General features: G+C 62.4%; 16 protein-coding genes. 13 read left to right on the top strand and 3 right to left on the bottom strand.

Features of this window, described 5'->3' with window-relative positions:
* Positions 1 to 2: 2 nt before the first annotated feature.
* The 3 genes from Q7U49_RS07585 to Q7U49_RS07575 all read right to left on the bottom strand — a co-directional run bounded on the left by Q7U49_RS07585 (position 3) and on the right by Q7U49_RS07575 (position 7,804).
* On the bottom strand, positions 3 to 1,136 hold the full coding sequence (locus tag Q7U49_RS07585) for a branched-chain amino acid ABC transporter substrate-binding protein (protein ID WP_304763580.1): 1,134 nt from the start codon (positions 1,134 to 1,136) through the stop codon (positions 3 to 5).
* A gap of 190 nt (positions 1,137 to 1,326) precedes the next feature.
* Positions 1,327 to 5,430, bottom strand: coding sequence for a trifunctional transcriptional regulator/proline dehydrogenase/L-glutamate gamma-semialdehyde dehydrogenase (putA, locus tag Q7U49_RS07580; RefSeq protein ID WP_304763579.1), 4,104 nt, complete (start codon positions 5,428 to 5,430; stop codon positions 1,327 to 1,329).
* Positions 5,431 to 5,515: 85 nt separating this feature from the next.
* Positions 5,516 to 7,804, bottom strand: coding sequence for an arginine/lysine/ornithine decarboxylase (locus Q7U49_RS07575; protein WP_304763578.1), 2,289 nt, complete (start codon positions 7,802 to 7,804; stop codon positions 5,516 to 5,518).
* 129 nt (positions 7,805 to 7,933) lie between these two features.
* On the opposite strand from Q7U49_RS07575, the gene Q7U49_RS07570 reads away from it, so the two are divergent.
* From Q7U49_RS07570 to Q7U49_RS07510, 13 genes are all read left to right on the top strand, one after another.
* Positions 7,934 to 8,359 carry an NfeD family protein gene (locus Q7U49_RS07570; protein ID WP_304763577.1) on the top strand — a complete coding sequence of 142 codons (426 nt, stop codon included), beginning with the start codon at positions 7,934 to 7,936 and terminating at the stop codon, positions 8,357 to 8,359.
* Between the two features lie 171 nt (positions 8,360 to 8,530).
* Complete coding sequence (locus Q7U49_RS07565) at positions 8,531 to 9,451, top strand: SPFH domain-containing protein (RefSeq protein ID WP_304763576.1); 921 nt, start codon at positions 8,531 to 8,533, stop codon at positions 9,449 to 9,451.
* Between the two features lie 89 nt (positions 9,452 to 9,540).
* Complete coding sequence (locus Q7U49_RS07560) at positions 9,541 to 12,348, top strand: monovalent cation/H+ antiporter subunit A (RefSeq protein WP_304763575.1); 2,808 nt, start codon at positions 9,541 to 9,543, stop codon at positions 12,346 to 12,348.
* Entirely contained in the window at positions 12,336 to 12,677 is a 342-nt protein-coding gene (locus Q7U49_RS07555; RefSeq protein WP_304763574.1) for a Na+/H+ antiporter subunit C, read from the top strand. The genes Q7U49_RS07560 and Q7U49_RS07555 overlap by 13 nt, the downstream gene beginning before the upstream one ends.
* The gene (locus Q7U49_RS07550) at positions 12,674 to 14,209 is read left to right on the top strand and encodes a monovalent cation/H+ antiporter subunit D (RefSeq protein WP_304763573.1); all 1,536 of its coding nucleotides are present in this window, start codon (positions 12,674 to 12,676) and stop codon (positions 14,207 to 14,209) included. Before Q7U49_RS07555 ends, Q7U49_RS07550 begins: the two co-directional genes overlap by 4 nt.
* On the top strand, positions 14,206 to 14,694 hold the full coding sequence (locus Q7U49_RS07545) for a Na+/H+ antiporter subunit E (RefSeq protein WP_304763572.1): 489 nt from the start codon (positions 14,206 to 14,208) through the stop codon (positions 14,692 to 14,694). Before Q7U49_RS07550 ends, Q7U49_RS07545 begins: the two co-directional genes overlap by 4 nt.
* Positions 14,688 to 14,957: a K+/H+ antiporter subunit F gene (locus tag Q7U49_RS07540; RefSeq protein ID WP_304763571.1), complete on the top strand. Its 270-nt coding sequence runs from the start codon at positions 14,688 to 14,690 to the stop codon at positions 14,955 to 14,957. The genes Q7U49_RS07545 and Q7U49_RS07540 overlap by 7 nt, the downstream gene beginning before the upstream one ends.
* Positions 14,954 to 15,250 carry a Na+/H+ antiporter subunit G gene (locus Q7U49_RS07535; protein ID WP_304763570.1) on the top strand — a complete coding sequence of 99 codons (297 nt, stop codon included), beginning with the start codon at positions 14,954 to 14,956 and terminating at the stop codon, positions 15,248 to 15,250. The genes Q7U49_RS07540 and Q7U49_RS07535 overlap by 4 nt, the downstream gene beginning before the upstream one ends.
* A gap of 58 nt (positions 15,251 to 15,308) precedes the next feature.
* Positions 15,309 to 16,859: a fumarate hydratase gene (locus tag Q7U49_RS07530; RefSeq protein WP_304763569.1), complete on the top strand. Its 1,551-nt coding sequence runs from the start codon at positions 15,309 to 15,311 to the stop codon at positions 16,857 to 16,859.
* Positions 16,852 to 17,673 carry a glutamate racemase gene (gene murI / locus Q7U49_RS07525; protein ID WP_304763568.1) on the top strand — a complete coding sequence of 274 codons (822 nt, stop codon included), beginning with the start codon at positions 16,852 to 16,854 and terminating at the stop codon, positions 17,671 to 17,673. The genes Q7U49_RS07530 and murI overlap by 8 nt, the downstream gene beginning before the upstream one ends.
* Positions 17,674 to 17,971: 298 nt before the next feature.
* Positions 17,972 to 19,192 carry a succinyldiaminopimelate transaminase gene (gene dapC / locus Q7U49_RS07520; protein ID WP_304763567.1) on the top strand — a complete coding sequence of 407 codons (1,221 nt, stop codon included), beginning with the start codon at positions 17,972 to 17,974 and terminating at the stop codon, positions 19,190 to 19,192.
* 29 nt (positions 19,193 to 19,221) lie between these two features.
* Positions 19,222 to 20,046 (top strand): 2,3,4,5-tetrahydropyridine-2,6-dicarboxylate N-succinyltransferase, encoded by an 825-nt coding sequence (dapD, locus tag Q7U49_RS07515; protein WP_304763566.1) that lies wholly within the window; start codon positions 19,222 to 19,224, stop codon positions 20,044 to 20,046.
* A gap of 50 nt (positions 20,047 to 20,096) precedes the next feature.
* Positions 20,097 to 21,242 (top strand): PilT/PilU family type 4a pilus ATPase, encoded by a 1,146-nt coding sequence (locus tag Q7U49_RS07510; protein WP_304763614.1) that lies wholly within the window; start codon positions 20,097 to 20,099, stop codon positions 21,240 to 21,242.
* Position 21,243: the final 1 nt, after the last annotated feature.

Raw genomic sequence — 21,243 nt, 5'->3', positions numbered from 1 at the left:
CCTCAATAGCTCGCCAGCGGCACCAGCGCGGCGTTCTTGAAGGTGTAGACCGTGATCGGGGCCTGCTTCATGTTGCCTTTGTCGTCGTAGGCATAGGTGCCCATGATGCCCTTGTAGCTGGTTTTGTACATGACAGCGCCCACTTTATCCGGGTCCAGTGAACCCGCTTTCTGGATGGACTCGCCAATGAACATGGTCTGGTCATAAAACGGCGCGGCGTACACGTCGGCATCCTGGTTGTAACGCTGCTTGTACTTGGCTTTGAAAGTCGGGCCTGCGGCGGTCTTGTCCAGCATGGAGCCGCCCTGCGCGCAGAACACCACGTCATTGACGGCATCGCCTGCGAGTTTGCCCATTTCGGGGCTGCACAGCGTGTCCCCCCCCAACAGCTTCGCCTTGACGGCGAGTTGCTTCATCTGACGTGTCATGGGCGCGGCTTGCGGCGCGTAGCCGCCAAAGAAAATCGCATCCGGATTTTTGGCCTTGAGGGTGGTCAGGATGGAGGTGAAATCCGTGGCCTTGTCGGTGGTGAACTCCTGTCCGACCACGTTCAGCCCCAGGCGCTTGGCTTCCTTGGTGAATTCCTGCGCCACGCCTTGGCCAAAGGCGGTGCGGTCATCAATCACCGCCACTGACTTGACTTTTAGCACATTGGCGGCGTAGTTGGCCATGCCGGTGCCAATCTGGTTGTCGCTGGCGATGATGCGGAACAGATTTTTGTAGCCGCCCAGGGTGACTTTGGGGTTGGTGCCGACGGTGGACAACATGGCACCACCTTCGTTATAAATCCGTGAGGCGGGAACCGCCACACCCGAGCAATAGGGACCCATGACGAACTTGACGCCGCTGTCGACAAATTTTTGCGCCACTTGCACGCCGGCTTTGGGGTCACATTGGTCGTCCTCGGATTGCAGGACAAATTTGAGCGTTTTGCCACCGACCGTGATTTTTTTGCTGTTGAGGTCGTCAACGGCCAGCCGCACGCCGTTCTCGTTGTCCTTGCCGGCAAAAGCATTGGAACCCGACAAGGGGCCGGTCAAGCCGATGACAACCGTTTGCTCCTGGGCATAAGCCTGGCTGGCGAAAGCCAGGGTCATCGCGCCCATCAGGGGCAAAAGTGTGGGGGTGAGTTTCATGGGTATTTCCTGAAAAAAATTAGATGAATCGTGGGAAAGTGGCGTCATTGCGAGCGAAGCGCGGCAATCCATGCAGTCCGGAAGTCATGGATTGCTTCACTGCGTTCGCAATGACGTAGTGCGGCATCTCTACGAATTCTTGGTGTGTCATGGCGGTGTCTTGAATTTCATCGGTGTCTCCTTTTTATGATCAGCCCATGGTCATCAGTTGCGCGTTGCCGCCTGCGGCAGCGGTGTTGGTGCTGATGCTCTGCTCATGCATCAGGGCGCTCAGGTCGTAATGCGCGCCCGCAACCAACTGCGCGGGTGACAAGCTTTCAATGCGCACAATGGCGCCGGCCCGCTTGGCAACCTGGGGCGACAGGGCTTGCAACGCGTCGCCATCACCTTCAAACAGCAGGGCACTCAGGTGGCTTTCGCCACGCAATTTTTCGGCGCTGCACAGTTGCACAAAACGCATCACCTCAGCCGGCAGCGTTTTGAGCAAACGCGCCACAGCGCTGTCGCCAGCCGGCGTCTCCAGCCAGCAGTGGTTGCCGCTGGCCAGCACGGCCGCCAACTGATGAAACAGCCCAAGTGCCGTTTGGGGCATGACCCAGACCGCGCCGCGCGGCAGCAGTTGGTATCGGTTCGATTCTCCCGTGGGGCCGGGCAGCTTGAAAGATTGACCGAGCACGGTTAAAGCCAGATAGGCCTCGCAGATGGCGGTGGCTTGTACCGCTTCAAAGTGGTCCAATTCACCCAAAGGCGCCACCAAAGCCAGCCCTTGCAGGTTTTCCAGCAAAAGCTCCAGGGCTTGCAGGCTGGCGGGCGCAGCCAGGTGCCGCTCGGTGCTGGCCGGCACCAGCGCGCGGCAGGCGGGCGATACCGTCAGCGCGGCCAGAGCCGGGTTGTTTTGTGTCTCGCTGGTTTGCAGCAATCGGTACAAGTACAGCGGACCGCCCGCCTTGGGCCCGGTGCCCGACAGGCCCATGCCGCCGAACGGCTGCACCCCCACCACGGCGCCGATCACGTTGCGGTTGACATAAATATTGCCCGCCTGGACCTTTTGCGTGACCTGGGCAATGGTTTCGTCGATGCGGCTGTGCACACCAAAGGTGAGGCCGTAGCCGGTGGCGTTGATGGCGTCGAGCACACGGTCAAGGTCGTCGCGTCGGTAGCGCAGCACATGCAGCACCGGGCCGAACACCTCGCGTTGCAAGCGTTCGATACGGTCGATTTCAATCAGGGTGGGCATCACAAAATGGCCCTGACCACCGCTTTCGTCGCGCGCCATGCGCGTCACAGGCTGGCCGTCGGCCTGCATGCTGGCAATGTGCGCCTCAATTTGTGCGCGCGCATCCTCGTCGATCACCGGACCCACGTCGGTGTGCATGTGGTCCGGGTTGCCCATGACCCACTCGCGCATGGCCTGCTTGATCATGTCGAGCACACGCCCGGCCACGTCCTCCTGGATACACAACAGGCGCAGCGCCGAGCAACGCTGACCGGCAGAGTCAAATGCCGACGCCAGCACATCACCCACCACCTGCTCGGCCAAGGCGGATGAATCCACCACCATCGCGTTCTGGCCACCGGTCTCGGCAATCAGCGGAATGCTGCGGCCCTGCAGGCTCAGGCGTTTCGACAGGGTTTGGGCGATGAGGCGGGCCACCTCGGTGGAGCCGGTAAACATGACACCGGCCACCAGCGGGTGTGCCACCAGCGCGGCACCCACCACCTCACCGGTGCCGGGTACCAGTTGCACGGCATCCATCGGCACACCGGCTTCGTGCAAAATCTTGACCATCACATCGGCCACCAGCGGCGTTTGTTCGGCCGGTTTGGCCAGCACGCAGTTGCCACTGGCCAGCGCCGCGGCGACCTGGCCGGCAAAAATCGCCAGCGGGAAATTCCAGGGGCTGATGCACAACACCACACCCAGCGCCCGGTGCGTTTCGTTGTCAAAGCTGGCGTCCACCTGCGCCGCGTAATAGCGCAAAAAGTCGACAGCCTCGCGCACCTCGGAGATCGCGTTGGGCAGCGACTTGCCGGCCTCGCGCACGATCAAGCCCAACAAGGTTTGGGTGCGCTGCTCCAGCAGGTCGGCGGCGCGCTTCAGGCAGGCGGCGCGCTCCTGCGGCGGCGTCACTTGCCAGATTTGCGCCGCACTGGCCGCGCGTGTGGCGGCCAGTTCAACCTCTGCGGGCGTGGTTGGGCAGACCCAGCCCACCAAGTCGCGCTGGTCGGCGGGGTTGCGCACGGCTTGGGCTGTTTGTGGGGTCGACTTCAGTCGACCCTGGCAGACTGAAGCCTGCCCCACAGGGGACGCCTCCGCCACAGTGGCCGCCGCCGTGTAGCTGATTTGCGTGCTGCGCAGCAAACCGGCCGCCAGTGACGCCAGTTGCTGCTCATTGGCCAGGTTCAGGCCCGACGAATTGAGTCGCGACTGGGCTCCCAGTTCGGCAAACATCTGCCGCGGCAGGGTGATCTTGGGGTGTGGCGCGCCGAGCTGGCCGGTCTCAAGTTCGATCGCTTGCGCCTCCTGCACCGGGTCGACCACCAAGTCGGCCACCTTCACCCTGGGATCGCCGATGCGGTTGACAAACGAGGAGTTGGAGCCGTTCTCCAGCAGCCGGCGCACCAGGTAGGCCAGCAGCGTCTCATGGGTGCCCACCGGCGCGTAAATGCGGCACGGGCGGCCCAGTTTGCCCTCACTCACGGTGCCGGTCACCTGCTCGTAAAGCGGCTCGCCCATGCCATGCAGGCACTGGAACTCGTACTGACCGGCGTAGAAGTTTTGCCCCGCCATCTGGTCGATGGAGGCCACGGTCTGTGCGTTGTGGGTGGCAAACTGCGGGTAGACCGCGTCCGGCACGGCCAGCAACTTGCGCGCGCAGGCCAGGTAAGCCACGTCGGTATAAACCTTGCGCGTGTACACCGGGTAACCGTCCAGCCCGTCCAGCTGGGCGCGTTTGATCTCGGCGTCCCAGTAGGCACCCTTGACCAGCCGGATCATCAGGCGGTGGCCGCTGCGCCGCGCCAGGTCGATCAGGTAGTCAACCACAAAGGGGCAGCGTTTCAGGTAGGCCTGCACCACAAACCCGATGCCGTTCCAGCCCTTGAGCCGGGGATCGAAACACAGGCTCTCCAGCAGGTCCAGCGACAGCTCCAGCCGGTCGGACTCTTCGGCGTCGATGTTGATGGCGATGTCATACTGGCGCGCCAGCAGGGCCAGCTTGGTCAGGCGGGGCAGCAACTCGTCCATGACACGGTCGCGCTGGGCGCGGCTGTAGCGCGTGTGCAGGGCCGACAGCTTGACCGAAATCCCAGGACCTTCAAAAATACCGCGCCCGTTGGACGCCATGCCAATGGCGCGAATCGACTGCTCATAAGAGGCTACATAGCGCTCGGCGTCTTCCTCGGTAGTAGCCGCTTCGCCCAGCATGTCATACGAGTAACGAAAGCCTTTTTTCTCCAGCGCGCGGCTGTTGGCCAGTGCTTCGGAGATGGTTTGTCCGGTGACGAATTGTTCGCCCATGAGTTTCATGGCGCGGTGCACCCCCTGGCGGATCAGCGGCTCGCCGCCCTTGCCGATCAGGCGTGTCAGCGCGCTGGCCATGCTTTTTTCGCTCGCGGTGGCGGTCAGTTTGCCGGTCAGCATCAGGCCCCAGACGGCGGCGTTGACAAACATCGACGGTGAGTTGCCCAGGTGCGAGTGCCAGTCGCCATGGCTGATCTTGTCGCGAATCAACGCGTCGCGGGTGGCGTTGTCCGGAATGCGCAACAGCGCCTCTGCCATGCACATCAGCGCCACGCCCTCCTGGCTGGATAACGAAAACTCCTGTACCAGTGCTTCCACCCCGCCACTGCTCTGATTGGCGCGCAAGCCTTCCACCAACCGGGTGCCCACAGTTTCGATGGCCGCGCGTTGTGCCGGATCGGTCACATGGGCCAGTTGCACTAGCAATGGCAGGCATTCGGGCTCGGGCCGGTGCCAGGCGGCGGTGATGGCCGGCCGCAGGTCGGTCTGCGGCAGCACGTTCTGCGCCCAGTCCAGGAAAGGCTGCGGCGCGGAATGCGGCACTGCGGCGGTTGTCGTCAGTGCCTCGGGTTCATCGGCTTTCGGACCGTCGACAATCTGGGTTGCACCTGTGATGGCTGGAGGCAACTGACCGCGCTCGACACTCTCCACGTACTGCATGACCGCCTGCTTGATGAGCCAATGCGGAGTTTTGCCCTGCGCGCTGGCGGCGTCCTTGATGCGTGAGCGAAGGGATTCGTCAACCTTGATGCCAAGTGTGACAGTGGCCATGGGTGCAACCTTTTAAAATGGGTTGCACTGATTCTATTTAAAGTACAACCCATTTGAATGAGGGATAACCCTCGGGTTGCACCTTTTAGGCCTTCACACAGTCAGCAAAGTAATGCACCTGACCGTCGGCACCCACCTCTTCCACCAGACCATGGATGTCGGTCTCGAAACCCGGGCACTGGCGGTTGAACTCGCGGGAGAACTTGAGGTAATCCACGATCTTCTTGTTGAACACCTCGCCCGGAATCAGCAGCGGAATGCCCGGTGGGTAAGGTGTCACCAGGCCAACGGTGACACGGCCTTCGAGCTTGTCAATCTCCACGCGCTCGGTTTTGCGCAGCGCAATATGGGCATAGGCATCGCTGGGTTTCATGGCCGGGGTCAGGTCGCTCAGGTACATGTCGGTGGTCAGGCGCGCAATGTCGTACTTGGCATACAACTGGTGGATGTGCTGGCACAGGTCGGCCAGGCCCATGTCTTCATATTTGGGGTACTTCTGGCAAAACTCGGGCAGGATGCGCCACATCGCCTGGTTCTTGGCGTAGTCGTCCTTGAACTGCTGCAAGGCGGTCAGCATGCTATTCCAGCGGCCTTTGGTAATGCCGATGGTGAACATGATGAAAAAGCTGTACAGACCGGTCTTTTCCACCACCACACCGTGCTCGGCCAGGAACTTGGTCACGATGCTGGCCGGAATGCCGGTCTTGGCAAACTTGCCATTCAGGTCCATGCCCGGGGTCACCACGGTGGACTTGATCGGGTCCAGCATGTTGAAGCCGGTGGCCATCTTGCCAAAACCGTGCCAGTTGACACCGGCCTTGATGGTGCGCGACTCGCCCTTGATGATCCAGTCATCGGCACGGCCAATGCCCTCCTCCACCAGTTTGTCCGGTCCCCAGACCTTGAACCACCAGTCGCTGCCGTAGTCGTCGTCAATTTTGCGCATGGCACGCCTGAAATCAAGCGCCTCGGCAATGCTTTCCTCCACCAGCGCGGTGCCGCCGGGCGGCTCCATCATGGCCGCCGCCACGTCGCAGCTGGCAATGATGCTGTACTGCGGACTGGTGCTGGTGTGCATCAGGTAGGCCTCGTTGAACAGGTGCTTGTCGAGCTTGACGGTCTGCGAGTCCTGCACCAGCACATGGCTGGCCTGGCTGATACCGGCCAGCAGCTTGTGGATGGATTGGGTGGCGTACACCATGGCCTTTTTCGGTCGCGCCCGGTTCTTGCCCATGGCGTGGTAAGTGCCGTAAAACGGGTGGAACGCCGCGTGCGGCAACCAGGCCTCGTCAAAGTGGATGTTTTCCACGTAGCCGTCGAGCATGTTCTTCACCGTTTCGGTGTTGTACAACACGCCATCGTAGGTCGACTGCGTCAGCGTCAGCACGCGCGGCTTGATCTGGTTCACGTCGATGTCGGGCAAATGTTCCTTGATCAGCGGATTGGCCTTGATCTTGGCCTTGATGGTGGCAGGCTCGAACTCGCTTTTCGGGATCGGGCCGATGATGCCGAAGTGGTTGCGCGTGGGCTTTAAAAACACCGGAATCGCGCCAGTCATGATGATCGCGTGCAGGATGGACTTGTGGCAGTTGCGGTCCACTACCACCACGTCATTCGGTGCCACCGTGTGGTGCCAGACCATCTTGTTGGAGGTCGAGGTACCGTTGGTGACAAAAAAGCAGTGGTCGGCGTTGAAAATGCGCGCCGCATTGCGTTCGCTCTTGCCAATCGCGCCATCATGGTCGAGCAACTGGCCCAGTTCCTCGACGGCATTGCAGACGTCGGCGCGCAGCATGTTTTCGCCGTAGAACTGGTGGTACATCTGGCCCACCGGGCTTTTCAGAAACGCCACGCCACCCGAGTGGCCCGGGCAGTGCCACGAGTACGAACCGTCCTCGGCGTAATCCAGCAAGGCCTTGAAAAACGGCGGCTGCACGCCTTCCAGGTAGCTTTTGGCTTCGCGGATGATGTGGCGCGCCACAAATTCGGGCGTATCCTCGAACATGTGAATGAAGCCGTGCAGCTCACGCAGGATGTCGTTGGGCAGGTGGCGGCTGGTCTTGGTCTCGCCGTAAATGTAGATCGGCACATCGAGGTTGCGCCGGCGCACTTCTTCAATGAAGTGGCGCAGATTCACCACGGCCGGGTCCAGGTCCGGCCCGGGGGTGAATTCCTCGTCGTCAATCGACAAAATAAAGGTGCTGGCCCGGCTCTGCTGCTGGGCAAACTGGCTCAGGTCGCCATAACTGGTGACGCCCAGTACCTCAAAACCCTCGGTCTCGAAGGCCTGCGCCAGCGCGCGAATGCCCAGGCCCGAGGTGTTTTCGGAACGGTAATCTTCGTCAATGATGACGATCGGAAAGCGGAATTTCATGGTGGGCTCCAGCGACGCAAGGAAAAATGTAAATTGGCGCGAAGTGTAAGGACTTATCGTGTCGGACCTGTTGCGAACACGCACTTTTACAGCAGAATGCGACAAGTCAAATAACAATTGGAAACAAACATGGCTGAATCAACCCTCTGGTGGCTGCTGGCAGGCGGAATGATTGCGCTGGAACTGCTGACCGGCACCTTTTACCTGCTGATGTTGTCACTGGGCGTGGCCGGCGCCGCCATCGCCGCGCACCTGGGAGCGTCGGTGACGGTGCAACTGGTGGTGGCCGCGCTGTTGGGTGGGGGTTGTGTGCTGGCCTGGCGCAGTTATAAAAAGCACCAGCCGCCGGCCCTGCCGGCCGGTGCCAACCGGGACGTCAACCTGGACATTGGTGAAACCCTGCACATTGACGCCTGGAACGACGACGGCACCAGCACCGCCAAATACCGCGGCGCCACCTGGAGCGTGACCCTGCGCACCGGTGCGGCGTCTGCTCCCGGCTTGCACCGCATCGTCGAAGTCGTGGGCAGCCGTTTGATGGTTGAGAAAGTGTGAAAGGTCTTGGACCTGACTTTGTCATCCCGGATGCGAGGAGCCTGCCCCGGCCCACGATCCGGGGGATCCAGGAAGTCCGGAATTCATGGATTGCGGGTCGTAGCCCGCAATGACAAACTGTGCATTGAGTCGAGTCAAGTCAAGTCAAGTTAGTTTTTTTTGGAGTATCAAATGGAAGTTGCAGTCATCATTTTTGTCATCGCGGTGATCTTTGTCACCCAATCGGTCAAGGTCGTTCCCCAGCAGCACGCTTGGGTGGTCGAGCGCTTGGGCAAGTACACCGGCACGTTGATGCCCGGCCTGAACTTTTTAATCCCGTTTGTCGACAAGGTAGCCTACAAACACCTGCTCAAGGAGGTCCCGCTCGACATCCCGAGCCAGGTCTGCATCACGCGGGACAACACCCAGTTGCAGGTCGATGGCATCTTGTATTTTCAGGTGACTGACGCCATGCGCGCCAGCTATGGTTCCAGCAACTACATCATGGCGATCTCGCAGCTGGCACAAACCTCATTGCGCTCGGTGATCGGCAAGCTCGAGCTCGACAAAACTTTTGAAGAACGCGACATCATCAACGCCCAGGTGGTGCAAGCCATCGACGAAGCCGCGCTGAATTGGGGCGTGAAGGTGCTGCGTTATGAGATCAAGGACCTGACACCGCCCAAGGAAATCCTGCACGCCATGCAGCAGCAGATCACCGCCGAGCGCGAAAAACGCGCCCTGATCGCCGCGTCCGAGGGCCGCCGGCAGGAACAGATCAATATTGCTACCGGCGAGCGGGAGGCGTTTATTGCCCGTTCCGAGGGTGAAAAACAGGCTGCCATCAACAACGCGCAGGGCGAAGCAGCGGCCATTCTGGCAGTGGCCGAAGCCAATGCCCAAGCCATCGAGCGCGTGGCCGCCGCCATTCGCCAGCCCGGCGGTGAGCAGGCGGTGCAACTCAAGGTGGCTGAAAAAGCCGTGGACGCCTACAGCCGGGTGGCGGCAGATGCCACCACCACACTGATCGTACCCAGCAACATGACCGAAGTGGCCGCGCTGGTGGGTTCGGCCATGAAGATGGTGCAGGGGCAAAAGACTTCTGGCGGTTAAAGAGCCCCCGGATTGCGCAGTGCTTGATCCGGGCGACTCGTGCGCCCTGACGCCGCGCGGCCCGGGCATAGCCCAAGAATCCTGACCTCATGCAATTGTTTCTAGCCATACTCACGCCATTTTTTGGCGCGGCACTGGTCGCCGGCCTGGCCCGCCATGGCCGCACCGTCAGTGCCTGGACCGCCGCTGGCGTGACGGCAGCGGCCTTGCTGCAATTGCTGCCGCTGATGGCGGCGAGCTTTGCCGGCACCACCACGATCGAGCGCCTGCCATGGATCAGCAGCGCGGGCCTCGACCTGGTTTTCCGGATGGACGGGCTCGGTGTGCTGTTTGTGCTGCTGATTCTGGGCATCGGGCTGCTGGTCATTCTTTATGCCCATTACTACCTGAGCGCCCGCGACAGCCTGAGCCGGCTCTATGCCTACCTGCTCTTGTTCATGGGTTCCATGCTGGGCGTGGTGCTGTCCGAAAACCTGATCCAGTTGCTGATTTTCTGGGAACTCACCAGCCTGTCATCGTTTTTGTTGATCGCCTACTGGCGCGGCCGCGAAGACGCCCGCAGCGGCGCCCGCATGGCGCTGGCCATCACCGGGGCCGGTGGCCTGGCGCTGCTGGCGGGCTTCATCCTGCTCGGCCACATGGTGGGCAGCTTCGAGCTGACCCAGGTGCTGGCCAGTGGCGACCTGGTGCGCGCGCACCCACTCTACCTGCCGGCGCTGCTGCTGATCTTGCTGGGTGCCTTTACCAAGTCGGCCCAATTTCCCTTTCACTTCTGGCTGCCCAACGCCATGGCCGCGCCGACCCCGGTGTCGGCCTACCTGCACTCGGCCACCATGGTCAAGGCCGGCGTCTTCCTGCTGGCCCGGCTGTTCCCGGTGTTGTCGGGTACCGACGCCTGGACCTGGCTGGTGGGCGGCATCGGCCTGACCACCTTTTTGCTGGGTGCGGTGCTGGCGCTGTTCAAGCACGACCTGAAGGGCCTGCTGGCGTATTCCACCATCAGCCACCTCGGTCTGATCACGGCGCTGTTTGGCATTGGCACCCCGATGGCCGCCTTGGCGGGGGTGTTCCACATCATCAACCACGCCATCTTCAAGGCCGGCCTGTTCATGGCGGCGGGCATCATCGACCATGAATGCGGCACCCGCGACATGCGCCGCATCAATGGCCTTTGGCACGCCATGCCACATACCGCGACGCTGGCCATGGTGGCCAGCGCCGCCATGGCGGGAGTGCCTTTGGCCAACGGTTTTTTATCCAAGGAGATGTTTTTTGCCGAGGCCGCCAGCGCCGGCAGCGAATACCGTCTGGGCTGGTTGCTGCCGGCCGTGGCAACCTTGGCGGGCATATTTGCCGTGGCTTATTCGCTGCGCTTCATCCATGACGTGTTCTTTAACGGCGAACCCGTCAACCTGCCCAAAACACCGCATGAGCCGGTGCGCTGGATGAAGGTGCCGGTGGAAATTCTGGTGGTGCTGGTGTTGTTGGTCGGCATATTTCCGGCGCAAACGGTCGAGCCCCTGCTGGCTGTGGCCGCCGGCGCCGTGTTGCAGGGGCCAGTGCCCGGGCACAGCCTGGCCATTTGGCACGGCTTCAACCCGGCACTGTGGATGAGCGTGATCGCCCTTGTTGGTGGCGCAGTGTTGTATCGGTTCCGGCGCCCCCTGTTTCAACTGCACGACCGGCTCGACAAGCGCCTGCAGGGCCGACTGATCTTTGACGCCCTGATGCAGGGTTTGTTCGGCACGGCAGAACGCCTCACCCGCTGGCTTGACACCGCATCGCTGCAGCGCCAGCTCGCGCTGTTCGTGGTCAGCACCCTGGTGCTCGGTGCTACGGGCCTGGTGCTGGTTGAGGCCCCCCTGACGGGCACGCGGGCGCTGCTTGCTGTTGACGGCGTCAGTTTGATGGCCGGCCTGGTGCTGATACTGGCCACGCTGGCGGCCACCGCACTGCATCGCCAACGCCTCACAGCCCTGGTGCTCACCGGCGCCGTGGGTCTGATCGTGGCCTTGGTGTTTGTCAAGTTTTCGGCGCCCGACCTGGCCCTGACGCAGCTCTCGGTGGAGGTGGTGACAGTCATTTTGCTGCTGCTGGCCTTGTATTTTCTGCCCGCCACCACGCCCCGCGAATCCAGTGCCGCCAGGCGCTGGCGTGACGCCGGCATTGCCTTGCTGGCCGGTGGCGGCGCCGCTGCTTTGGCCTGGGCCGTGCTGACCCGATCGAACGATGGCCTGGCCGGCTTCTTCCTGGAAAACAGCGTGCCGGGCGGCGGCGGTGGCAACGTGGTCAACGTGATTCTGGTGGACTTCCGCGGCTTTGACACCTTCGGCGAAATCACCGTGCTGGCCATTGCCGCCGTGGGCATTTTTGCGCTGCTGGGCAATTTGCGCCTGCCTGGCCCCACGCAGGATGCCAGTGGCCGCGCCTGGGACAGCGACACCCATCCCATGATCCTGGCCACCTTTGCCAGGCTGCTGCTGCCGCTGGCGCTGCTGGTCTCGGTATTCATCTTCCTGCGGGGCCACAATCTTCCCGGTGGCGGTTTCATTGCCGGGCTGATCACCGCCGTTGCGCTGATCGTGCAGTACCTGGCCAATGGCGTCAGCTGGACCCACGCGCGCCTGCCTGCGCACACCCATCCCTGGATCGCCGCGGGCCTGATCATCGCCCTGCTCACCGGCCTGGCAAGCTGGTTGTTTGGCCGGCCGTTCCTGACCTCTGCCTTTGGCCATTTCGACTGGCCACTGGTGGGCGAGTTCGAGCTGGCGTCGGCCATGGCGTTTGACCTCGGCGTCTATTTGGTAGTGGTGGGTGCCACCCTGCTGATCCTGATCAACCTGGGCCTGGTGCACCGCGCCAGCGCCAACCCCGAGGCCACACCATGGAAGCCCTGATCGCCCTGGCCATTGGCACCTTGACTGGCTGCGGCGTTTATCTGCTGCTGCGCGCCCGCACCTTCCCCGTGGTGCTGGGCCTGACGCTGCTGTCTTACGGCGTCAACCTGTTTCTGTTTGCCACCGGTCGGCTGGTCATCGGCCAGCCCCCGGTGATCTCGGGTGCGGCCAATTACGCCGATCCGCTGCCGCAGGCGCTGGTGCTCACCGCCATCGTCATCGGCTTTGCCATGACGGCCTTCGTCATCATGCTGAGCCTGCGTGCCCGGGAAGAATTCGGCAACGACCATGTCGATGGCGCGCCACCGCAAGCCGGGGACACAGCATGACGGCGCACCTGCCCATCGCCCCGATTCTGCTGCCATTTCTGGTCGGCACCCTGCTGCTGGCGCTGGGGCGCTTGTCGCTGCCGGCCCAGCGCGTGCTGGCGCTGGTGTCCGTGCTGGCGCAAATTGGCGCTGCCACCGCCTTGCTGGTGGCCGTCTCGGGCGGCGACATTCTGGTGTACCGCCTGGGCGACTGGCCCGCGCCCTGGGGCATTGTGCTGGTGGCGGACAGGCTGTCCGCCTGGATGGTGCTCATCACCACCCTGCTCGCGCTGTGGGCGCTGATTTATGCCAGCCATGGCATCGATGGTCAGGGGCGGCATTTCCATGTGCTGTTCCAGATGCAGCTGTTCGGACTGGCGGGTGCCTTTTTAACCGGCGACCTGTTCAACCTGTTTGTCTTTTTTGAAATTTTGCTGATCGCCTCCTATGGTCTGGCGCTGCACGGTGGCGGCCCGGCGCGCACCCGCGCCGGGCTGCACTACGTGGTCATGAACCTGGCCGGCTCCACCGTCTTCCTGTTTGCCGCCGGGCTCATCTATGCATCGATGGGCAGCCTGAACATGGCCGACCTGGCGGCCAAGGCGGGCACCCTGGCACCCGACATGCTGGGTCTGGCGCGCGCAGGTGGCCTGCTGCTGCTGGCGGTGTTTGCCCTCAAGGCGGCCCTGTTGCCGCTGCACCTGTGGCTGCCTGCCGCCTACAGCGGGACCTCGGCGCCGGTGGCGGCGCTGTTTGCCATCATGACCAAGGTCGGTATTTACGCCATTTTGCGCAGCCACACGCTGCTGTTCGGCGACAGCGCCGGCGCCCTGGCGCATTTGTTCGACCCCTGGCTGATGCCGCTGGCGCTGGCCACCATCGTCATCGGCACGTTGGGCGTGCTGGCCGCTGACAGCCTTGGGCGCCTCAGCGGCTACCTGGTTCTGGTGTCGGTGGGCACCCTGCTGACCGCCGTGGCCGTGGGCACCAACGGCATCGCCGCCGCGCTGTATTACATGCCGCACAGCACCTTCACCGCCGCGCTGCTGTTTTTGCTGAGTGACGCCATCAGGCGCCGCCGCCTGCAACACGGTGATGGCTTCACGCCAGACGCCGACATGCCACGCCATGCGCTTTGGGGTGGGCTGTTTTTTGCGGCAGCGGTGGCCGTGACCGGCTTGCCGCCGCTGTCCGGTTTTATTGGCAAGTTTCTTATTTTGCGCGCGGCCCCCGGCCAGCCCTGGGTCTGGGCCGTGATCCTGCTGGCCGCCTTGCTGGCGGTGATTGCGCTGGCGCGCGCGGGCAGCCAGGTGTTTTTCAACAGCCAGGCCGCGACCGTCGCGCAGGCGCCCAAGTCGGGTGCCAGCCCAGCTGATGTGACGCTTTCCGGTGTCTCAAGCGCACGCGAACTGCTGGCCGTGGGCGGGCTGCTCGGCTTGATCCTGGCCTTGACGGTATTTGCCGGACCTGCCCTTGACTATGCAAACGCCACCGCGCAGCAACTGACTGACCCCGCGCGCTACATCAGCGCGGTGCTGGGAGGCAGGCCATGAAGAAATGGTTGCCCCACCCTCTTCTCACACCCATTCTGGCGCTGGTCTGGCTGCTGCTCAACAACACGGTGGCACCGGGCCATGTCGTGCTTGGGCTGCTGTTGGGCTGGGCCATTCCCCGCTTCACGCTCGGCTTCTGGCCCGAGCGTGTGCGCATCCACCGTCCGTTGAGCCTGCTGCGTTTTCTGGGTGTCTTCCTGTTTGATGTGCTGATGGCCAATGTGGCCGTGGCGGGCCTGGTGCTGGCCGGACCGCGTTCGCTCAACCCGATGTTTGTGCAGGTACCGCTGGATTTGACCAATGCGCTGGCAGTGAGCCTGCTGGCCAACACCATTTGCCTGACGCCCGGCACCGTGTCCGCACGGCTGTCATCCGACCAGCGGACCCTGCTGGTGCACGCGCTGGACTGCACCGACCCCGAGCAGTTGATCCACACCATCAAAACGCGTTTTGAAGCCCCACTCAAGGAGATTTTTGAATGCTGAGCAGCGCCCTCATCCTGGCCTTTGTGTTTGTTGCGGTCGCCTTCGGCCTGAGCTTTTTCAGGCTTCTCAGGGGCCCGAGCCTGCCTGATCGCATCCTGGCGCTCGACACGCTCTACATCAACGCCATCGCCCTGCTGATTTTGCTCGGCATCCAGCTGGGCAGCCCGCTGTATTTTGAAGCCGCCCTGCTGATCGCCCTGATGGGTTTTGTCGGCACCGTGGCCTTGTCCAAATTTTTGCTGCGCGGAGACATCATCGAATGAGCCTGATCACCGAGATACTGCTGTCCGCGCTGGTGCTGGCCGGCGCCGCCTTTACCCTGATCGGCTCACTCAGCCTGGTGCGCTTCAAAGACTTTTACACCCGGCTGCACGGTCCGACCAAGGCCAGCACGCTGGGCGTGGGCTGCCTGCTGATCGCCTCATCCGTTTATTTCAGCGTCACAGGCGATACCTTGAGCCTGCATGAAATTCTGGTCACGCTGTTCCTGTTCATCACCGCCCCGATCTCGGCTCACCTGATGGCCAAGGCCGCGTTGCACCTGGGTTTGCGCTGAAACGTCAGGCTGGCGTTGGGGCGCTCTGGTTAAACTTGGTTTTTTTGAGGACACCCACATGAGCAACATCCGCCAAGCCGACCTGATTGAATCCGTCGCCGCTGCCCTGCAATTCATCAGTTATTATCACCCCGCCGACTACATCGCCCACCTGGCGCGCGCCTACGAGCGCGAGCAAAGCCCTGCGGCCAAGGACGCCATTGCGCAAATTCTGACCAACAGCAAGATGAGCGCCACCGGCCATCGCCCGATCTGCCAGGACACCGGTATCGTCAACGTGTTTCTCAAGGTTGGCATGGACGTGCGCTGGGAAGGGTTTACCGGCAGCCTCGATGACGCCATCAACGAAGGCGTGCGCCGCGCCTACAACGACCCCAGCAACACCCTGCGTGCCAGCGTGGTGGCCGACCCCCAGTTTGAACGCAAGAACACCAAGGACAACACGCCCGCAGTGATCTTCTCCGAGATCGTGCCGGGCGACCAGCTCGAAGTCACCGTGGCGGCCAAAGGCGGTGGTTCTGAGAACAAAAGCAAGATGGTCATGCTCAACCCCGGCGACTCGGTGGTTGACTGGGTGCTGAAGACCGTGCCCACGATGGGCGCCGGTTGGTGCCCGCCGGGCATGCTCGGCATCGGCATTGGCGGCACCGCCGAAAAAGCCGTGCTGATGGCCAAGGAAAGCCTGATGGACGACCTCGACATGTACCAGCTGCAGGCCAAGGCGGCCAGCGGTGTCGCGCTTTCCAACGTCGAAAAACTCCGGCTGGAGCTGTTTGACAAGGTTAACGCCCTGGGCATCGGCGCGCAGGGCCTGGGCGGCCTGACCACCGTGCTTGACGTCAAGATCAAGATGTACCCGACTCATGCCGCCAGCAAACCTGTGGCCATGATCCCCAACTGCGCCGCCACGCGCCACGCCCATTTTGTGATGGATGGCAGCGGCCCGGTCTACCTGACACCGCCCTCGTTGGACACCTGGCCCGATGTGGCCTGGACACCTGATTACGTCAAGAGCAAAAAGGTCGACCTGAACACCCTGAGCAAGGCCGAGGTGGCCAGCTGGAAACCCGGTGATACCCTGCTGCTCAACGGCAAGATGCTGACCGGCCGCGACGCCGCGCACAAGCGCATCAAGGACATGCTGGCCAATGGCGAAAAACTGCCGGTCGACTTCACCAATCGCGTGATTTATTACGTCGGCCCGGTCGACCCGGTGGGTGACGAAGCGGTTGGCCCGGCCGGCCCCACCACCGCCACGCGCATGGACGGCTTCACCGAAATGATGCTGGCTGAAACCGGCCTGATTGCCATGGTCGGCAAGGCCGAGCGCGGCCCGGTCGCCATCGAGGCCATCAAGAAACACCAGAGCGCCTACCTGATGGCCGTGGGCGGCGCCGCCTACCTGGTGTCCAAAGCCATCAAAACCGCCAAGGTCGTGGGTTTTGCCGACCTCGGCATGGAAGCCATTTACGAATTCGACGTGGTCGACATGCCCGTGACTGTGGCCGTGGATGCGGGCGGCACCAGCGCCCACATCACCGGCCCGGCCGAGTGGCAAAAGCGCATCGCCACGGGTGAATTCAAGGGCATCACGGTGGCCGGTGCCTGAAGCGGCAAACGCCAAGCCCCCGATCGGGGTGTTTGACAGCGGTGTCGGCGGCCTGAGCATTTTGAAGGCGCTGCGGGCCGAGTTGCCGCACGAAAACTTCATTTATGTGGCCGACAGCGGCTTTGCGCCCTATGGCGAGCGCGACCAGGGCTTTGTGCTGGCCCGGGCGCGCGCCATCACCCGGCATTTGCTTAAATCACCTGATCTGGCCATCCAGGCCCTGGTGGTGGCCTGCAACACGGCCACGGCGGCGGCCATTCAATTGCTGCGCCAGGACCACCCCGAGTTGCCCATCATCGGCGTCGAGCCGGCGCTAAAACCCGCCATGACCCTGAGCCACACCGGGCGCATCGGTGTCATGGCCACGCGCGGTACCCTGAACAGCCAGAAGTTCAAGACGCTGCTGGCCGGGCTGGCCGGTGGTCCGGCGCAATTCATCTGCCAGCCCTGCGACGGCCTGGCCGACGCGATCGAGCGCCATGACACGGAACAAACCACTGCGTTGTGCACGCAATACGCGCAGGCCCTCGGCCGCTTTGGCGCCCAGCCAGGTGACATCGACACCCTGGTCCTGGGTTGCACCCATTACCCGTTTGCCCGCGAGACCTTGCAGGCTCTGGTCGGGCCAGCAGTCCAACTGCTTGACAACGGCGCTCCGGTGGCGCGCCAGACCCGGCGCGTGCTGGCGTGCCTCGCACCCAAGTCCGCACCGGGACAGTGCCTGCTTTTCAGCACCGGTGATCCCGAACTGCTGCACAACGCCGCCCAGCGCTGGTTGGGGCTGGATGTCATGGTGAACCAACTGCAATTCTGAGAGTCAGCGACCACAGAAATTTCCGTCATTGCGAGGAGCGAAGCGACGTGGCAATCGAGGGATCCTGGGACTCCATGGATTGCCACGCTTCGCTTTCCATGAACCGTTCACCTCTTGGATGTCATTGCGGACCCCGGATCGTGGTCCGGGGCAGGCCCGACCCGCAATCCATGACTGCCGGACTCCTGGATCCCGGGTCGAGCCCGGGATGACAACTTCAGGCTCAAGGTCCGTGTGCGGTAACGGGCCGGATACGGGGGGCTCGCAATGACAACCGTAGCATGGATAATTGCGCCCCATGAATCCATTGCTTTCCCTTTTGCAGCCCTACCCTTTCGAGCGGTTGCGCCAGCTTTTTGCCGGTGTCACACCCAATCCAGCCTACAGCCCCATCAGCCTGGGCCTGGGTGAACCCAAACACGCCACGCCGACGTTTATTCAGCAGGCCATGGTGGACGCCATCCAGCGCTCGCCCAGTGGCTTGGCCAGCTACCCAGCCACCGCCGGTGAGCCCGCGCTGCGCGAGGCCTTTGCCCAGTGGCTGCACACCCGCTACGGCCTGAAGGTGAACCCGCTGACACAAATGCTGCCGGTGGCCGGTTCGCGCGAGGCGCTGTTTTCATTGACACAAACCATCATCAACCCCTCGAAGCTCAGCGCTTCCGGGCAAAAGCCGCTGGTGGTCTGCCCCAACCCGTTCTACCAAATCTACGAAGGCGCTGCGCTGTTGGCCGGGGCCGAACCCTATTACGTGGCCAGCGACCCGGCGCGCAACTTTGCCCCCGACTGGGACAGCGTGCCCGAGTCGGTGTGGGCGCGCACCCAGCAGTTGTTTGTGTGCTCACCCGGCAACCCCACTGGCGCGGTGATGGGCTTGAGCGAATGGCAAAAGCTGTTTGACTTGAGCGACCGCTTTGGCTTTGTCGTTGCCTCGGACGAGTGTTACAGCGAGATATATTTCCGCGATGAAGCCCCCCTGGGCGGCATGGAAGCAGCGGCCAGATTGGGCCGTACCGACTTCAAAAACCTGATTTCCCTGACCAGCCTGTCCAAGCGCAGCAATGTGCCCGGCATGCGCAGCGGATTTGTCGCGGGCGACGCCGCCATCATGGCGCAATTCCTGCTGTACCGCACCTACCACGGTTGCGCCATGAGCCCGGTGGTGCAAGCCGCCAGCCTGGCTGCGTGGCGCGACGAGGCCCATGTGGTGGACAACCGGGCGCTCTACAAAGCCAAGTTTGCCCAGGTCACCCCGGTGCTGGCCGAGGTGCTTGACGTGGCCCTGCCCGATGCCGGTTTCTACCTGTGGGCCAAGGTGAAGGGCGACGACACCGTTTTTGCCCGTGAATTGTTCGCTCTTTACAATGTGACCGTGTTGCCCGGTTCGTTCCTGGCGCGCGAGGCCCAGGGCCACAATCCCGGTGCCGGGCGCATTCGCATGGCGCTGGTGGCCGACAGCGCCGAGTGCCTGGAAGCGGCACAGCGCATTGTCCAATTTGTTCGCAGCCGCCCCTCCTGATTTTTCTTTATTTCAAAATCTCATCTGCCATGACCCAACAATTGCAAAACATCCTCAACGCTGCCTGGGAAGACCGCGCCAACATCTCTGCGGCCTCGGCGCCGAAAGAACTGACCGATGCGGTCGAGCACGTCATTGACGGGCTCAACACCGGCGCGCTGCGCGTGGCTACCCGCGAGGGCGTGGGCCAGTGGACCACCCACCAATGGATCAAAAAAGCCGTGTTGCTGAGCTTTCGCCTCAACGACAACATGGTCATGAAAGCCGGCGACCTGGCCTTTTACGACAAAGTCCCCACCAAGTTTTCCCACATGGACGCCGCCGGCCTGCAAGGCACCGGGGTGCGCATCGTGCCGCCCGCCGTGGCGCGCCGCGGCAGCTATCTGGCCCGGGGCGTGATCCTGATGCCGTCCTTTGTCAACATCGGCGCCTATGTCGATGAAGGCAGCATGGTCGACACCTGGGCCGCCGTGGGTTCCTGCGCACAGATTGGCAAAAATGTGCACCTGAGCGGCGGCGTTGGTATTGGTGGTGTGCTGGAGCCGATGCAGGCCAACCCCACCATCATCGAGGACAACTGCTTCATTGGCGCGCGCTCTGAAATTGTCGAAGGCGTTATCGTCGAGGAAAACTCGGTGATTTCCATGGGTGTCTACATCGGCCAGAGCACCCCCATTTATGACCGCGCCACGGACACCGTGAGTTACGGCCGCATTCCGGCAGGCTCGGTGGTGATCAGCGGCAACCTGCCCAAGGAAGGCGGCAAGTACAGCCTGTATGCCGCCATCATCGTCAAGCACGTGGACGCGCAAACCCGTGCCAAGACCAGCTTGAACGACCTGCTGCGCGACTAAACCACAAGGGGCATCCCATGGCCATGACCAGCAATGACAGAGTGGCGCCCATGAGTACCATGGCGCGCATCCTGAGCCTGATGCCCGAAAAGCGCGCGTCCGACATTTACCTGTCGGCCAACGCACCGGCCACGATTCGCATCAACGGCGAATGCATCCCGATCAACAGCCAGATCCTGCCGCCCGATGCCCCGCTGACCCTGCTGGCCGAGGTGTTGCCACCCGAACGCATCGAGGAACTGAAACAAAACCTCGAGCTCAACATGGCGCTGTCGCTGCCGGGCGTGGGGCGTTTCCGGATCAGCGCGATGGTCCAGCGCAGCACCGTGGCGGTGGTGATCCGGCTCATCAACAACGAGATCCCGCCGCTGGCCTCGCTCGGCATGCCGCCTTCTCTGGCCGACCTGATGTTGCAAAAACGCGGGTTGATTCTGATGGTGGGCGCCACCGGTGCGGGCAAAAGTACCACGCTGGCGGCCATGATCGACCACCGCAACGTCAACATGACGGGGCATATTCTTACCATCGAGGACCCGGTGGAGTTCCTGTTCAAGAACAAGCGCTCCATCATCAACCAGCGCGAGGTCGGCCCCGACACTCGCAGTGCCGACGTCGCCCTGAAAAACGCCCTGCGCCAGGCTCCTGATGTGATCCTGATTGGTGAGGTGCGCGACCGCGACACCATGACCGCTGCCATCGCTTACGCGCAAACCGGGCATTTGTGCCTGGCCACCATGCACGCCAACAACAGTTACCAGGCGCTCAACCGCATCCTGAGCTTTTATCCGGCCGAGGTGCGTATGACCATGCTGGGCGATCTGGCAGCAGCCATGAAAGCCATCATCTCGCAGCGCCTGCTGCCCAACATCGCCGGCAGCCGCACCGCCACTGTTGAAGTCATGCTCAACACCAAGCTGGTGTCCGAGCTGATTGAAAAGGGTGACTTTTCCGGCATCCAGGAAGCCATGAGCAAGTCCATGGCCGAAGGCAGCCAGACTTTCGAAGAAGACATTGCCCGCCTCATCACCACCGGTGTGGTCGATCGCAAGGAAGGCCTGGCCTTCGCGGATTCGCCGACCAACCTGATGTGGCGCCTGCAAAACGACTTCACCACGCGTGCCAAGGCCCAGGCGCCCGTCGACGACCATGACGACGAGCCCACCTTCACTGAAATCACGCTCGACCTCAACCATTAAA

Source organism: Rhodoferax sp. (genome assembly GCF_030653815.1).
Classification (GTDB): domain Bacteria; phylum Pseudomonadota; class Gammaproteobacteria; order Burkholderiales; family Burkholderiaceae_C; genus Rhodoferax.
The sequence above is the reverse complement of the archived record's forward strand: the minus strand, read 5'-3'. Positions and strand labels throughout refer to the sequence as shown.

Bases quoted from the DNA above. Each gene is read 5' to 3' on its own strand.
- Q7U49_RS07585 (WP_304763580.1), bottom strand. From the start codon at position 1,136: ATGAAACTCACCCCCACACTTTTGCCCCTGATGGGCGCGATGACCCTG.
- putA (WP_304763579.1), bottom strand. From the start codon at position 5,430: ATGGCCACTGTCACACTTGGCATCAAGGTTGACGAATCCCTTCGCTCA.
- Q7U49_RS07575 (WP_304763578.1), bottom strand. From the start codon at position 7,804: ATGAAATTCCGCTTTCCGATCGTCATCATTGACGAAGATTACCGTTCC.
- Q7U49_RS07570 (WP_304763577.1), top strand. From the start codon at position 7,934: ATGGCTGAATCAACCCTCTGGTGGCTGCTGGCAGGCGGAATGATTGCG.
- Q7U49_RS07565 (WP_304763576.1), top strand. From the start codon at position 8,531: ATGGAAGTTGCAGTCATCATTTTTGTCATCGCGGTGATCTTTGTCACC.
- Q7U49_RS07560 (WP_304763575.1), top strand. From the start codon at position 9,541: ATGCAATTGTTTCTAGCCATACTCACGCCATTTTTTGGCGCGGCACTG.
- Q7U49_RS07555 (WP_304763574.1), top strand. From the start codon at position 12,336: ATGGAAGCCCTGATCGCCCTGGCCATTGGCACCTTGACTGGCTGCGGC.
- Q7U49_RS07550 (WP_304763573.1), top strand. From the start codon at position 12,674: ATGACGGCGCACCTGCCCATCGCCCCGATTCTGCTGCCATTTCTGGTC.
- Q7U49_RS07545 (WP_304763572.1), top strand. From the start codon at position 14,206: ATGAAGAAATGGTTGCCCCACCCTCTTCTCACACCCATTCTGGCGCTG.
- Q7U49_RS07540 (WP_304763571.1), top strand. From the start codon at position 14,688: ATGCTGAGCAGCGCCCTCATCCTGGCCTTTGTGTTTGTTGCGGTCGCC.
- Q7U49_RS07535 (WP_304763570.1), top strand. From the start codon at position 14,954: ATGAGCCTGATCACCGAGATACTGCTGTCCGCGCTGGTGCTGGCCGGC.
- Q7U49_RS07530 (WP_304763569.1), top strand. From the start codon at position 15,309: ATGAGCAACATCCGCCAAGCCGACCTGATTGAATCCGTCGCCGCTGCC.
- dapC (WP_304763567.1), top strand. From the start codon at position 17,972: ATGAATCCATTGCTTTCCCTTTTGCAGCCCTACCCTTTCGAGCGGTTG.
- dapD (WP_304763566.1), top strand. From the start codon at position 19,222: ATGACCCAACAATTGCAAAACATCCTCAACGCTGCCTGGGAAGACCGC.
- Q7U49_RS07510 (WP_304763614.1), top strand. From the start codon at position 20,097: ATGAGTACCATGGCGCGCATCCTGAGCCTGATGCCCGAAAAGCGCGCG.